The sequence below is a fragment of the Acinetobacter sp. 1294596 genome, assembly GCF_000582925.1.
GTDB lineage: Bacteria > Pseudomonadota > Gammaproteobacteria > Pseudomonadales > Moraxellaceae > Acinetobacter > Acinetobacter radioresistens.
In genome coordinates this window covers 1-14159 of the sequence record NZ_JFCC01000009.1, presented here as the reverse complement: position 1 = coordinate 14159, position 14159 = coordinate 1, and the positions used below count along the sequence as shown (strand labels likewise).

The window sequence follows — 14159 nt, the reverse complement described above, 5'->3', positions numbered from 1 at the left end:
AAATATAAAAAAACCTGTCATTAGACAGGTTTTTTTATATGTATTAATTAGTGGTCATGATGAAGATATTCTGGTTCTTTTGGTAGTGCAAAACTACACAGGAAACAGATAACAAGCATGACAATAACATAAACGAAGAAAGTATTTTCAAACCCTGCTTCTTTAAATTTTAAAGCAACGGCTGGAGCTGAACCTCCAAATAATGCATTACCTACTGCATAAGAGAAACCGACACCAAGTGCACGAACATGGGTCGGGAACATTTCTGCTTTAACCAGGCCACTAATAGACGTATAGAAGCTTAGCAGCATCATCAGGAAAATAAGCAGGAGCGTTACGATTACAGGTGAGTAGCTGAAGTGTCGCATCCCGACAACCATTACTGGATAGATAAAGATAGCACTGGTGGCACTAAACAGCAGCATAGAGGCCCGTCGTCCAATCCGGTCGGAAATCATACCGAATATCGGCTGCGCCAGCATAAATACAAATAGGGCACAGGTCATCATAAAACCGACAGTCTTGCCATCAATACCGATATTGGTCAGGTAGGTTTTTGAATAAACAGTAATAACATAGAAAGTTAATGAACCTGCCGAGGTATAGCCAACCACCAGTAAAAAGGTTTTCCAGTGTTTTTGAAATAATGCACGCAGGCTACCAGACTCTTTACGCTCACTGTCTTCATGTGACAGAGTTTCTTCAAGACGGCTACGGGCCAGCAAAGAAATAATGGCGGTAATACCCCCGATGACGAACGGAATGCGCCAGCCGCCGTCCATTAACTGCTGTTCACTCATAAAAGCAAGCAGGATCACACCCAGCAGACTCGCTAGAAGTTGACCGCCGGAGAGAGTGACATACTGAAAAGAAGCATAAAAACCACGCTGGCCTTTTAATGCAATCTCGCTCATATAGGTTGCAACCGCTCCGTACTCGCCCCCAACCGATAAACCTTGTAACAGTCGAACCAGTAATAATAAAAATGGAGCTGCCATACCTACCTGTTCATATGTAGGCAGTAAGGCGAAAAGGAAGGAACTGATAGCCATCAAACTGATAGAAATAACCATCGACTGTTTACGGCCCCGGGTATCAGCAATACGGCCAAAAAGCCAGCTACCGATTGGACGCATAAAGAAACTTGCCGCAAATACTCCCCAGACATAAATACCCTGTGCGGTAGAAGTCATATCTGGTGCAGTAAGTGCATGCTGGAAATACATGGCAAAAACAGCATAAATATAAAAATCGAACCATTCCACCAGGTTACCGGAGGAAGCCCCGACAATTCCCAAGACCCGTTTCCGTTTTTCTTCTTTCGTATATATGACTTCACTCATCTAGATATCCTTATGGCTATGCCAGTTGTACTATTTGCTAGATAATCATTATTTAAAATATATAAATGATCGTATTTTCTCTTCTTCTATATAGGAAGAAGATATACACAGTAGTTAGCATTGGCAATTATAGAGATTAAATATTAAAAAGTAGCCATATGAGAAATTTTAGTAAATATATGGGCATTAATTCGGCATTTTTATTATAAATATAAAAAGACTTTTAATTACAGGTAAAAAAACAAGCCCTAAAATATGAAATTTTAGGACTTCTGGCTTTGAAGTATATTTAAGCAAGCTTAAAATTTCTTGGTGTAATTTACAAAGAACCGGTTCTCGGTAAAGTCATTACCGTATTTGACGTCGTAATTAATCAGAATATATTGCAGAGCTACACCCTTCAGCGCAGGCTGCTGGAATGCATAATTTACAATAATATTTGACTCACTTTCCTTGTTTTCTCGACCATCTGCGGTTTTAAAGTCATTGCCATATACATACTTCAGTGTCGTATTCAGGCCCGGTACATGGTCTTTAAAATCATAACCGTAGATAAAGTGATATGACTTTTCATCTTGCTTGAAGAAACCGGTGGTATTCCAGTTAATAAAATAAGTTTCTGGCAAGAAACCGTCTGGAAGCGGATAAGCAGACTCACCAATAATTTGCTGGTAACCGATACCAAAGCTATGGTTTTTAATCTTGAGAGTTTCTAGTAGACCTACATTTTGTGCATCTATGTTAAAATTATTTCCGGTATCTTGAGCATTAAAATATTTAAAGCGTGAGTTAACTGAAAACTCTGGTTGTTTCCAGGTATGATCCAGACCAAGGTAATGCTTGTTATATAGATTTTCCAGATTACCAAAATAATATTCTGCTTTAAGATTTGGCATGATCTGATAACGCAGGTCAATATAGTTTAAGCCATCAGAAAATTCGGTTATGCCATTTGAAGTAAAAGAAAACTTGCGGAAGTCTTCTTCATTGCGCGGCGAAACCTTGGTAATGCGGCCAATTTCCAGATTTAACTGGTCGGTCAGTTGTGATTTAAGATTAGCTCCCCAATAGGACGTTAATAGTTGCCGGCTGGCATCTACAGCAGTAACCGGTAAATCCAGCCATAACTCACCCAAACTGAGCAATGTTCTGTCATAACCCAGTTTTAAGGTAGCGCCATATTTTAAAAAGTCGCGTGCTTGCGTTTGAGTTACCGGATCAAAAGGTAGAACAGTATCGGCAACGTGTTTGTCTGAACTTAAACGTACCGCGTACTGTACTGAGGCATCTGCACCAATTTTGACTGGCAGTCCTGCAATCTCAAGTGGGGTGTCAATCATTCTGGATTTATAGAACAAAGAAGCAGACTGTGACCAGCTGCCGGTATCTTTTAAATCAGAACGTTCAAAGTTACGATCAATATATGCATTTTTTAAGGTAAATTTCCATTCATCTTTAACTGGAAAAAGTACAGGTAAACTTGGAGCAGCAGTAGAAGCTTTGTTTTGCTGTACGGGATTTCCTGCAATATTCTCTGGAAGCGGTGTACTCTGATGAACTGCTGTATCCTGATTACCTAGCGGAGATTCAGCTGCCCAAAGCGGTAGAGATGCCGTAAATGCTGCCAGCATAACCCCTGAAGAAACTGCAAGATGTTTAGTTTTTAATTCATTCATAGAGTTTAGTTCCATTTCTTGAAATAATGTGCCCATCCTGGGCACATAGATAAGTTAAGTATTTAATGAGGTCGTTGTATTTAAAGGTGGAGCAGGGGTAGCGGTTACAGATACTTTTAAATTGACCAGAAAAATTGCTAGGGCAGCAATAATACCGGGAATAGCAATCGCTAAAAAATTCATCTGATGTGGTAATTCCAGTGTAAGTAAGGCGCCCGTTAATACAGGTCCAACAATTGCACCAATCCTGCCTATACCGGATGCCCATCCCAAACCAGTTGAACGTACAGCTGTTGGATAAAACTGTGCGACAAAAGTATAAAGTAGAATTTGCGATCCGATGGTTGCCGCGCCAGCAATCGCAATCAAGCTATACAGCACAAATTGCGGGCTGTTGAAACCTAGTAAGATCAGGGCAAGAGCACCTAATATAAACATGGTAGTAATGACAGGTTTCAGATGGAATCTGTCTGCCAGTACTCCACCACCAATTGCTCCTACCATTCCCCCAATATTTAAGGCAAACAGAAACAGCATGCTGGCACCTAGTGAATAGCCCGCTTGCAACATCAGTTTTGGCAACCAGCTTCCTAAAGCGTAAACCATCAATAGACACATGAAAAAGGCTATCCAGAACATGAATGTACTGAAGGTACGTCCACGCTGAAATAAGGCACGAACAGGTGCACCCTGATGATCAATGTTTTCATTTAAATAAAGTTCAGTCTCAGACCCTACAGCTAGCTGAGGAGATAATTTCTGAACAATATTTTTAGCTTGTTGCTCGTCTTGGGACTTGATCAGGAATGCAAGAGATTCAGGCAGAAGTTTCCAGAGTAAAGGTAAAAACAGTAAAGGAATACCCGCTATGTAAAACATAATCTGCCAACCATGATCTTTGACTAACCAGGCACCAAGTAAGGCAGATACCATACCGCCAATGGCATAGCCACTAAACATGATTGCGACTAAAGTACTGCGAATTTTCTTTGGTGCATATTCTGTCATAAGGGCTACAACATTTGGCATAACCCCTCCGATACCTAACCCGGCAATAAAGCGTAATATTGCAAATTCGACAGGACCACTGGCAAAAGCGCCCATAAAAGTAAAACCACTAAACAGTGAAACACAGATTAAAATAGTTTTCTTGCGGCCCAGTTTGTCAGACAGCGTGCCAAAAATCATGGCACAAAACATCATTCCAAATAATGCTGCACTGGCCAGTAAGCCTGCTTGTACTGCCGATAATGACCATTGCTGCATTAATAGCGGTAGTGCGACCCCATAAATAACCAAGTCATAACCATCAAAGATAATAATGATCAGACATAAAATTAATACCTTCCAATGAAAAGGCGTAAATTTCGCATAGTCTATAAGATCATGAATATTGATCTGACTTTTATTCATTCTTCACCTCCAATCTGTGAAGTACTGAGTAATTATGCTGATAAATTAGGCGGTAGCTTGTATTAAGTCAAAAACTTAATCAGTATATATTTATGTAATAAAGGTATAACTAAAACTTATTATTTAATTATTTGATCTTAAAAACATTTATCATATTAAGGAAAATAGAAATTTATATATTATTTTTATAGTTATATAAAAAATATTTTATAGATAGAGTAAAATAAAAATGTATAAAATTATTTTAACTTAATAAAAATTTTAATAAAAAACCGGATAAATTAATTTATCCGGTTTTGAAATTTAAAAAGAAAATGAGATTTTAAATTATCTTATAAAATCTGAGATTATCTGATTAAATATTTCAGGCTGTTCAATATTTGAAATATGAGAAGCATTTATTTTGGCAAGTTGAGCATTTGGAATACGCTCAAGCATAAATTCAGCATCTTCTACGGTAGTGACCGGATCTGCTGTACCTGCAACAATTAATACTGGCACTTTAATCTCTTTAAGCTGATCACGTAAATCCGCTTTAGCCAGAGCCTCACAACAGCTTGCATAACCTTCGGAGCTGCCAGCTGCCAGGTCGTTACTCAAGTGCTTTACAATTGCTGTTTGGCTCTGGATAAAGGGTTCGGTAAACCAGCGTGAAGCAGCAGTTGCAGCAATAGGCTTTAAGCCCTGTTCACGGACCAAACTGGCGCGTTCCAGCCAAGCCTGTTCCTGTCCAATTTTTGCTGCTGTATTGCAGACTACAACGTGATTAAAGCGTTCAGGATAATGGATCGCAAGCCATTGTCCTGTCAGGCCGCCCATGGAAATTCCACAAAAGCTGGCGGTCTGTATTTTAAGGTGGTCAAGCAGGTGAATAACATCCAGACCTAATTGTTCAAGCGTATAAGGACCTTGAGGTGCAGAGGAGCTGCCATGGCCGCGTGTGTCATAGCATATGACAAAAAAGTGAGCTTTGAAGTAATCTAGTTGCTGCTGCCACATACTCAAATTAGTTCCAAGCGAGTTGGAAAAAATTAGTGCCGACTTGTCTGTATCGCCAAAAGTCTGATAGTGCAGGGCAATATCATTTAAAGTAAATGTTGGCATTATAATTTCCTTGAAATTGTTTAAACCCGTTCAATAATCATGGCGATACCCTGACCGACCCCGATACACATCGAACACAGTGCATAACGGCCATTACTCTGCTCCAGCTGATTGAGTGCAGTGGTCACCAGCCGCGCTCCCGAAGCACCCAGTGGATGACCTAGCGCAATTGCACCCCCATTCGGATTCACCTTGATACTGTCATCCGGCAATCCTAAATCCCGGGTGCAGGCCAGTACCTGTGCCGCAAATGCTTCATTCAGCTCGATCACATCCATCTGCTCAAGACTCATGCCCGTCTGGTCCAGCAGTTTCCGGATCGCCGGAGCCGGGGCAAAGCCCATAATCCGGGGTTCAACGCCTACCGTGGTCGCCGCAACAATTCTGGCACGCGGCTTGAGCTGGTACCGGGCAACAGCCTCATCTGAAGCCACCAGTACTGCGGCTGCACCATCATTAATTCCTGAAGCATTGCCCGCAGTGACCGTGCCTTCTGCCTTGACTACAGGTTTAAGCCGGGTCAGGCCCTCAAGCGTGGTTGAGGCACGTGGATGTTCATCGCTATCAACCACTACTGCTTCCCCCTTACGCTGCGGTATCGTTACCGGGGTCAGCTCGTGTGCGAAGAAACCTCGCTGCTGGGCGGCAGCCGTGCGCTGCTGGCTGGTCAGGGCAAAGCGGTCCTGATCTGCCCGGTTAATGCCAAACTGCTCAGCGACATTCTCGGCAGTTTGTGGCATGGTTTCAACACCATACATTTCTTTCAGCCTGGGATTGATAAACCGCCAGCCCATGGTGGTGTCTTCAATCTTCTGGCTGCGGCTAAAAGCCGATTCAGCCTTGCCCATGACAAAGGGCGCACGGGTCATGCTTTCTACCCCACCGGCAATGACCAGATGGGTTTCTCCGGCCTTGATGGCACGCGCTGCCATGGCGATGGTATCCATGGACGAGCCACACAGCCGGTTAACCGTCGTGGCTGGTACCTGATATGGCAGGCCTGCCAGCAGGGCTGACATGCGGCCGACATTACGGTTGTCTTCACCCGCCTGATTGGCACAACCATAGATCACATCATCGAGCTGGCTCCAGTCCACGCCCGGGTTACGCTGCATCAAGGCCTGAATCGGTACGGCACCGAGGTCATCAGCACGGACGGCTGCCAGACCGCCGCCATAACGGCCAAAGGGAGTACGGATGGCATCAACAATATAAGCATTCTTCATGGGTTCTGACCTTCTATTCTCTGCTGCATGGGGACAGTGAATCTATCAATTTGAGGTGGCATCAAGCAGGCGGGCACCGGTCAGTGACTGCAGCTCGTCAAAAGACAGCCCGTCGACTTTCTCGATGACCTTCAGACCTTCCGCACTGACATCAATCACGCATAGGTCGGTATAGATACGGTCAACACATTTCAGGCCGGTTGCCGGGTAGCTGAGTTCGGCCACAATTTTTGGTTCACCTTTTTTGGTGACATGGTCCGTGGTTACAAATACTTTCTTGGCACCTACAGCCAGGTCCATTGCCCCACCAACTGCCGGGATGGCATCTGCCGCTCCGGTATGCCAGTTGGCCAGATCACCATTTTCAGCCACCTGAAAAGCGCCGAGTACACAAATATCCAGATGACCACCACGCATCATGGCAAACGAGTCACCGTGATGAAAAAAGGCACCACCTTGCAGCATGGTGACGTATTCCTTGCCAGCATTGATCAGTTCCGGGTCTTCTTCACCCGCTGCCGGTGGCGGACCAAAGGCCAGTAGGCCGTTTTCCGAGTGCAGGAATACATCCTTGTCTTCTGGCAGGTAACTGGCAATTCTGGTCGGCAGGCCAATACCCAGGTTGACATAGGCACCATCCGGAATATCTTGGGCAACCCGGGCTGCAATCTGGTCACGGGTCAGTTTGGTATAGCTCATCATATTCTCCTTGGCGGCTTATGCGTGGGTATTCGGGCTCGATGGCGTGACCGCCACGACATGCTGGACAAAGATTCCCGGGGTCACGATATGTTCCGGATCCAGTGCACCCAGCTCTACCACCTCGGAGACCTGGGCAATGGTGACCTCGGCTGCCATGGCCATAATCGGACCGAAATTGCGTGCAGATTTACGGTAGACCAGGTTGCCCCAGCGGTCACCCTGATGAGCCTTGATCAGGGCGAAGTCAGCCCTGATCGGGTTTTCCAGCACATAGTCCTTGCCTTCGTGTTGCAGGGTAGGCTTGCCTTCGGCCAGCAGGGTGCCGAAGCCGGTAGGTGTATAAATGGGGCCAAGGCCCATACCGGCCGCCTGGATGCGGCAGGCCAGATTACCCTGCGGAACCAGCTCCAGTTCGATCTTGCCGGCACGGTAGAGTTCATCGAAAACCCAGGAGTCGGACTGGCGTGGGAAGGAGCAGATGATTTTACGTACAGCACCTGACTTGAGCAGTTTGGCCAGACCATAATCACCGTTACCGGCGTTGTTATTTACAATGACCAGATCCTGCACGCCAAGCTCGATCAGGCCATCGATGAGTTCAGCTGGCTGGCCGGCTGTACCGAAGCCGCCAATCATGATGGTAGAGCCGTCTTTAATCTGTGAAAGCACTTCGGCTAAGGAAGTCCTGCTTTTATCAATCATAATATGTCCTAGTCAAATAGATAACCTGTTTCAGCTTTTTGAGCTTTGCGTAGAAGCCACAGCAGCCGTACTTGGCTCATGTTTACTCAGTACCAGATGTGCAATTACACCAATACAGATACCCCAGAAAACCGAGCTGAGACCCAGAAAATGCATGCCAGAGGCAGTGGCTAAAAATGTAATCAGCGCTGCATCCCGCTGAGCATCATTTTTCATTGCCATACTAATATTGGTGGCAATCGCTCCTAATAATGCAAGTCCTGCCAATGCAGCTACCAGTTCCTTGGGTAACAAACTAAAAAGCATGACAATACTGCCAGCGAACAGACCGCCCAAAATGTAGAAAATACCATTGGCGATCCCGGCAATATAACGCTTGTCTTTAAGTTCATGGGCATCTTTACCCATACATAATGCTGCCGTGATTGAAGCCAGTACAATAGTGATACCCCCTACACAGGCCACAGCAAGAGAGGCAATACTGGTAACACTGATAATCGGTTTGGCCGGCGTGTCATAGCCGCTCAGTTTCATAATTGCCATACCCGGTAAAAACTGTCCGGACAGGCTGACCAGAATCAGTGGAATAGTCAGGTTTAATGTGGAATTCCATGACCACTCAGGCATGATGAATTGTGGAATGGCAAGGGAAAAATTCATTTCAACTGGATTCATTTTTCCAAGAATAAGACTTAGACCGATGCCAGACACTAAAACCCAGATCATTGCATAGCGTGGACTTAAACGTTTTGCGACCAGATAAACCCCTAGCATGCCAAATACAATGATGGGCATGCTATCTGTAGCTTTAAACAGTCCCAGACCGAACTGGAATAAAATCCCCGCCATCATGCCAGCTGCTACATCTTGAGGAATCCATTTCAATAATTTATCAAAATAGCCGGTGGCACCGATGGCAAAAATTACTAATGCAGAAGTGATATAGGCGCCTACTGCCTCATTTAGGGAAATATGAGGGAATAACGTGACCAGCAGGGCAGTTCCCGGAGCAGACCAGGCAGTAATTACCGGAGTTTTATAACGTATGGACAGGTAAATTCCTGCAACTGCTGCGCCGATCGAAATTCCCCAGATCCATGAAATCATCATGGCACTAGAAACATTAGCCTGTTGTGCCGCCTGGAAAAAAATAATTAAAGGACCTGAATAAGAAATCAGCACTGCCAGAAATCCTGCGACAGTTGCTGAAATTGACCAGTCTGCTTTTAATGTCCTGAACAGGGTTGCCATTGCGCATTCGCCTCCATGCAATTAAATTCAATGATCCTGTTGAATCTTTTTATATAAGATCAGGTTTAACCCTGATCACCTCCACCTACCGGTATGACACTGCCGGTAATATACGATGACTCGTCAGAAGCCAGAAAAACAATGGCATTTACTTGTTCCTGAATAGTTCCATAGCGGTGCATTAAAGACCGGTCAATCGTCTGGTCAACCACTTCCTGCATCCAGTGTTTTTCAGCGTCTGAAAGTGGGCTGTCATTCCGGGGCACTTTCCGTGGAGGTGCCTCAGTTCCGCCTGTCGCTACAGCATTGACCCGGATTCCATCTTTGGCATGTTCAAATGCTAAAGATGCTGTTATGGCATTTACACCACCTTTAGAAGCGGAGTAGGGAATACGATTAATACCACGGGTAGCGATAGAAGAGACATTAACAATAACACCGGACTGATTTTTAATCATTTCTGGTAAAACTGCACGACAGCACCATAAAGTCGGGAAAAGTGAACGGTTTACTTCCTTGATAATTTCCTCTTCAGAAAATTCCTGAAAAGGTTTCATCCAGATGGCACCACCCACATTATTGATCAGTACATCAACACGACCATAAGTTTCCACTGCCTTACTCACGACTGCCTGAGCACCGGCAAAAGTTTCCAGATCTGCCTGAATGGTGACAGCTTTACCCCCCGCCGCTTTAATTTCGGCTGATACTTCTTCTACATAGTCAGAGCGGTCTGCCATCACTACCTGAGCACCTTCTGCCGCTACACGCAAAGCTACTCCACGACCAATGCCTTGAGCTGCCCCAGTAACAATGACTACTTTATTATTAAATCTTTGCATATTCATAAGCTTCTCCACAGAGATTAATTTGCAGAGAATTTTTCAAACAGGAAGTTTGCAGGTTTGACACCTTCAGCGTCCAGCCAGCCGCGTACTGCCTCGACCATTGGCACTGGTCCGCAAAGATAAATATCTACATCACCGCTATTTAACCAGCCATGATCAATATGATTGGTCACATATCCCTTACGTTCATGCAGGCTTTCCGGGTTAGCTACAACTGTGCAGTATTCAAACCACGGAAATTTTTCCTGAAGCTCATCAAGTTTTTCAAGAGCTACCAGATCAAAGTCATTGGTTACACCAAAAACCAGACGTACAGGCTGTTCACAGCCCTTTTCTTCCAGTACCTGTAGCATTGACATGAACGGTGCTATACCTGTGCCGCCTGCCAACATGAGGACCGGGCGGTTATTATTACGCAGGTAAAAACTGCCAAATGGACCAGTAAAACTCATCTTGTCGCCCGGTTTTACAGTTTTGCTTAGAAACTCGCTCATTTTGCCATTGGGCACATTACGCACAACAAAACCAGTCAGGCGATTGCCCGGTTTTGAGCTAAAAGAATAGGAACGGGTTTCCGTAGTTCCCGGAATCTCAACATTAACATACTGCCCAGCCAGAAAATGAATATCTGGCTGGCCTTCATCAAGTTTAATATCAAATGTAATTGTCGAGTCAGACAGGTTTTCAACCCGTGATAGAGTACCCTGAAATTTATGGATTTCAGTTTTACATACATCTGAAGATGCCTGGATCTGAAATACGGCATCTGAAGTAGGGCGGCACTGACAGGCCAGAATATAACCTTCTTCGGCTTCTTCCGGTGTAAGTGCATCTTCAATATAGTTTTCTTCTGGCATGTCATAGCTACCAGATTCACAGAATGCACGACATGTACCACATGCGCCATCACGGCAATCCAGAGGAATATTGATTTTTTGGCGATAAGCTGCATCTGACAGAGTTTCACCCTGAGCAACACTGATGAATCGGGTAACGCCATCTTCAAATTGAAGTGCTACATTGTGGTTTGACATGGCTTGAATCCTGCAGAAATATTAAAACTGGAGCGCTCAGCCAACATTCCGTTTGGCTGAGATTTGATACATGTTAGATATGGTAGATATCAATGACTTGATTGATATAGTCGTTCTTAAGCACTACATATTTGCTCAGGATTTTTGCTTCATTACCTGAAAAATCAATCACATAACGTGACATACCAAAATAGCTGTAGCTGGTTTTATAACGGTAACTCAAAGTATTCCAGTTAAAACGTACTGTGACCTTGCTACCTTCACGTTCAACTATTTCAATATTTGAAATATTGTGACTGGTACGGGTGTCAGGCATGGTGGCACTTGAACGTTCTGTTTTAATTCGGAAAATCCGGTCTTCAAGCCCTTGACGGTCAGGGTAGTAAATCAGGGAGATTTCAGACTGCGGGTCTTCAGTGAGTTTGTCATCATCATCCCAGGCAGGCATCCAGAAAGAAGCCTCCGGCGCATAGCAGGCCAGCCATTCATCCCACTGTTCATCATCCAGAAAACGGGCTTCTTTAAAAAGAAACTGGCTGACCTGTTCCAGTGTTACGGTTTCGAGGTTCGCTGTTGCATTCATGCGTTCTCTCCTTGATCAGCCAGCACCTTTTCTGCTGCAATGGCTTTCTTCATCTCATGTAACCAGTGCTGATGCTGGGCCAGATACAGTCCTTCATCTTCAGTTTTAATGCCGGAAAGTTTCGGTTTTAAACCAATTTCATTAGCTGCATCATCTGGTCCTTGTACCCAGTGCTTAGATCCACGGCACATATCGTTCCATTCCAGTTCAATGCCGGCATATCCTGCCTGGCAGGCACGGAATTCTTCAAGGTCATCCGGAGTTGCCATGCCAGAAGCATTGAAGAAATCTTCATACTGGCGAATGCGGCGTGTACGGGCTTCAGGTGATTCACCTTTAGGGGCGATACAGTAAATGGTTACTTCAGTTTTATTTACTGCTAGGGGACGTAATACCCGGATTTGTGAGCCAAACTGATCCATCAGGTAGACATTTGGATACAGACATAAATTTCGTGAGCGTTCAATCATCCATTTGGACATCGCAGCGCCATAACGCTCGGTGTATTCTTCAGCCTTGCTGTAGTTGGGACGGTCTTCCGGATTGGCCCATTGGGTCCAGAGCAACATATGGCCATTTTCAAAACCATAAGAACCCCCACCTTGCTTGCCCCATGCGCCTGCACTCATGGCCCGAACATTATCACCAGCCTGTTTTTCCTTGCGTTGCTGGGTTGTCGCGGCATAATTCCAGTGCACGGCAGAAACGTGGTAGCCATCGGCTCCGTTTTCTGCAGTAAGCTTCCAGTTCCCTTCATAGGTGTAAGTCGATGCACCACGCAGAATTTCCAGTCCTTCATCAGACTGGCCAACAATCATGTCAATAATTTTGGTAGCTTCACCCAGAAATTCTTCAAGAGGGGGTACATCAGCATTTAAACTGCCAAACAGGAAACCCTTATAGTTTTCAAAACGTGCCACTTTCTTTAGGTCATGTGAACCGTCTTTATTGAAACAGTCAGAATAACCTGCATCTGCCGGATCTTTTACTTTAAGCAGCTTACCAGAGTTATTAAATGTCCAGCCGTGGAATGGACAGGTATAAGTGGCCTTGTTGCCGCGCTTGTAACGGCAAAGCTGTGCACCGCGGTGCGAACAGGCATTGATCATAGCATTCAGTTCACCGGTACGGTTACGTGCAATGATGATCGGCTGACGGCCAATATGGGTAGTGTAATAGTCGTTATTGTTCGGAATCTGGCTCTCATGTGCCAAGTATACCCAGTTGCCTTCAAAGATATATTTCATTTCCAGATCAAACAGCGCCTGATCTGTAAAGACTGAGCGGTGAAGTTTAAATTCACCAGTTTCAAAATTGTCTACAAGTAATTCATCAATACGGTCAAGGTGGCTGGTATTGATTACAGGAATACGTGGCATGTCCGTTCTCCGACTTTCCAAATTTGTGGAAGCCACCGGGTTTAGCTAAAAATAGCTGAACCCGGTATCTCTATAACGCTTAAGCGCTTGCGCGGCGTCGTTCAACTTCGCTAGAAGGGGCAGTGTCTGCTTCTTTCACGAGCTCAACATTAAAAGTGATGTGCTTGAATGGCTTGTCCAGTTCAAGACGGGCTATTTCAGCTTCATCAGTCACATCTGTTGCTGTTGCAACCAGCCCGTCACGGGTAGCAAAGGCAAAGTCATCCCACAGATACTCGTCACCTTCAATATTGAACTGTGTGGTGAGCTTGCGGTAACCCGGTGCCGATACAAAGTAGTGCACATGAGAAGGGCGGTTACCATGACGGCCGAGCTTGTTTAAAAGCGCCTGAGTAGTGCCTTCTGGCGGGCAGCCATAACCTACCGGCATGGTGGTCAGGGCAACATATTTACCATCTGCATCTGTAAGGATGGTACGGCGCAGGTTAAAGTCGGACTGGGACTTGTCAAAGAATGAATAGTTCCCCAGGCTGTTGGCATGCCAGACTTCTACCTTGGCTCCTTCAATAATATTGCCCTCTGTATCAGTAACTGTGCCTTCAATGATCAGAGTGTCGACCTTGTCGGACTCGGAGCCGTCATCCATACGGGCAAAGCCGACAGACTCAGGGGCACCGGCCACATAGAGCGGGCCTTCGATGGTACGGGGAGTGCCGCCAGTAATACCGGCCTTGGCATCTGCCTCATCGGCACGCAGGTCGAGGTAGTGTTCAAGACCGAGCCCGGCAGCGAGCAGGCCGAGTTCATTGGTCTGGCCTGCATCGGTCAGGTATTCGAGGCCTTTCCAGACTTCAGAGGGCTGGATGTCGAGGTCTTCGATGGCCTGGAACAGATCCCC

The 14159-nt window shown here is 45.3% G+C and carries 12 protein-coding genes and 1 pseudogene; all 13 read right to left on the bottom strand.

The window, feature by feature from the left end; all coding sequences use genetic code 11:
* Positions 1-47: 47 nt before the first annotated feature.
* Positions 48-1343, bottom strand: coding sequence for an MFS transporter (locus J502_RS05505; RefSeq protein ID WP_005406307.1), 1296 nt, complete (start codon positions 1341-1343; stop codon positions 48-50).
* Between the two features lie 299 nt (positions 1344-1642).
* Positions 1643-2800 (bottom strand): annotated as a pseudogene (locus J502_RS05500) (OprD family outer membrane porin); the annotation flags it as partial.
* Between the two features lie 273 nt (positions 2801-3073).
* Complete coding sequence (locus tag J502_RS05495; RefSeq protein WP_034683377.1) at positions 3074-4432, bottom strand: aromatic acid/H+ symport family MFS transporter; 1359 nt, start codon at positions 4430-4432, stop codon at positions 3074-3076.
* Positions 4433-4759: 327 nt separating this feature from the next.
* Complete coding sequence (pcaD, locus tag J502_RS05490) at positions 4760-5536, bottom strand: 3-oxoadipate enol-lactonase (protein WP_034683376.1); 777 nt, start codon at positions 5534-5536, stop codon at positions 4760-4762.
* 20 nt (positions 5537-5556) lie between these two features.
* Complete coding sequence (gene pcaF, locus J502_RS05485) at positions 5557-6762, bottom strand: 3-oxoadipyl-CoA thiolase (protein WP_005406225.1); 1206 nt, start codon at positions 6760-6762, stop codon at positions 5557-5559.
* A gap of 45 nt (positions 6763-6807) precedes the next feature.
* Positions 6808-7461 carry a 3-oxoacid CoA-transferase subunit B gene (locus J502_RS05480; protein ID WP_005406330.1) on the bottom strand — a complete coding sequence of 218 codons (654 nt, stop codon included), beginning with the start codon at positions 7459-7461 and terminating at the stop codon, positions 6808-6810.
* A gap of 18 nt (positions 7462-7479) precedes the next feature.
* Positions 7480-8166 carry a 3-oxoacid CoA-transferase subunit A gene (locus J502_RS05475; protein WP_005406344.1) on the bottom strand — a complete coding sequence of 229 codons (687 nt, stop codon included), beginning with the start codon at positions 8164-8166 and terminating at the stop codon, positions 7480-7482.
* A gap of 30 nt (positions 8167-8196) precedes the next feature.
* Complete coding sequence (benE, locus tag J502_RS05470) at positions 8197-9417, bottom strand: benzoate/H(+) symporter BenE (RefSeq protein ID WP_005406447.1); 1221 nt, start codon at positions 9415-9417, stop codon at positions 8197-8199.
* A gap of 65 nt (positions 9418-9482) precedes the next feature.
* Entirely contained in the window at positions 9483-10265 is a 783-nt protein-coding gene (locus J502_RS05465) for a 1,6-dihydroxycyclohexa-2,4-diene-1-carboxylate dehydrogenase (RefSeq protein ID WP_005406232.1), read from the bottom strand.
* Positions 10266-10282: 17 nt separating this feature from the next.
* Positions 10283-11299 (bottom strand): benzoate 1,2-dioxygenase electron transfer component BenC, encoded by a 1017-nt coding sequence (gene benC / locus J502_RS05460; protein ID WP_005406354.1) that lies wholly within the window; start codon positions 11297-11299, stop codon positions 10283-10285.
* A gap of 73 nt (positions 11300-11372) precedes the next feature.
* On the bottom strand, positions 11373-11882 hold the full coding sequence (gene benB, locus J502_RS05455; RefSeq protein ID WP_005020044.1) for a benzoate 1,2-dioxygenase small subunit: 510 nt from the start codon (positions 11880-11882) through the stop codon (positions 11373-11375).
* A complete protein-coding gene (benA, locus tag J502_RS05450; protein WP_005020045.1) occupies positions 11879-13261 on the bottom strand; it encodes a benzoate 1,2-dioxygenase large subunit in 1383 nt (460 codons plus the stop codon). The genes benB and benA overlap by 4 nt, the downstream gene beginning before the upstream one ends.
* A gap of 79 nt (positions 13262-13340) precedes the next feature.
* A partial coding sequence (gene catA / locus J502_RS05445; protein ID WP_034683375.1) for a catechol 1,2-dioxygenase occupies positions 13341-14159 on the bottom strand: 819 nt, incomplete at its 5' end.

What these genes read in the sequence shown, in the direction of transcription:
- J502_RS05505 (WP_005406307.1), bottom strand. Translation starts at nt 1,343, where the DNA reads ATGAGTGAAGTCATATATACGAAAGAAGAAAAACGGAAACGGGTCTTG.
- J502_RS05495 (WP_034683377.1), bottom strand. Translation starts at nt 4,432, where the DNA reads ATGAATAAAAGTCAGATCAATATTCATGATCTTATAGACTATGCGAAA.
- pcaD (WP_034683376.1), bottom strand. Translation starts at nt 5,536, where the DNA reads ATGCCAACATTTACTTTAAATGATATTGCCCTGCACTATCAGACTTTT.
- pcaF (WP_005406225.1), bottom strand. Translation starts at nt 6,762, where the DNA reads ATGAAGAATGCTTATATTGTTGATGCCATCCGTACTCCCTTTGGCCGT.
- J502_RS05480 (WP_005406330.1), bottom strand. Translation starts at nt 7,461, where the DNA reads ATGAGCTATACCAAACTGACCCGTGACCAGATTGCAGCCCGGGTTGCC.
- J502_RS05475 (WP_005406344.1), bottom strand. Translation starts at nt 8,166, where the DNA reads ATGATTGATAAAAGCAGGACTTCCTTAGCCGAAGTGCTTTCACAGATT.
- benE (WP_005406447.1), bottom strand. Translation starts at nt 9,417, where the DNA reads ATGGCAACCCTGTTCAGGACATTAAAAGCAGACTGGTCAATTTCAGCA.
- J502_RS05465 (WP_005406232.1), bottom strand. Translation starts at nt 10,265, where the DNA reads ATGAATATGCAAAGATTTAATAATAAAGTAGTCATTGTTACTGGGGCA.
- benC (WP_005406354.1), bottom strand. Translation starts at nt 11,299, where the DNA reads ATGTCAAACCACAATGTAGCACTTCAATTTGAAGATGGCGTTACCCGA.
- benB (WP_005020044.1), bottom strand. Translation starts at nt 11,882, where the DNA reads ATGAATGCAACAGCGAACCTCGAAACCGTAACACTGGAACAGGTCAGC.
- benA (WP_005020045.1), bottom strand. Translation starts at nt 13,261, where the DNA reads ATGCCACGTATTCCTGTAATCAATACCAGCCACCTTGACCGTATTGAT.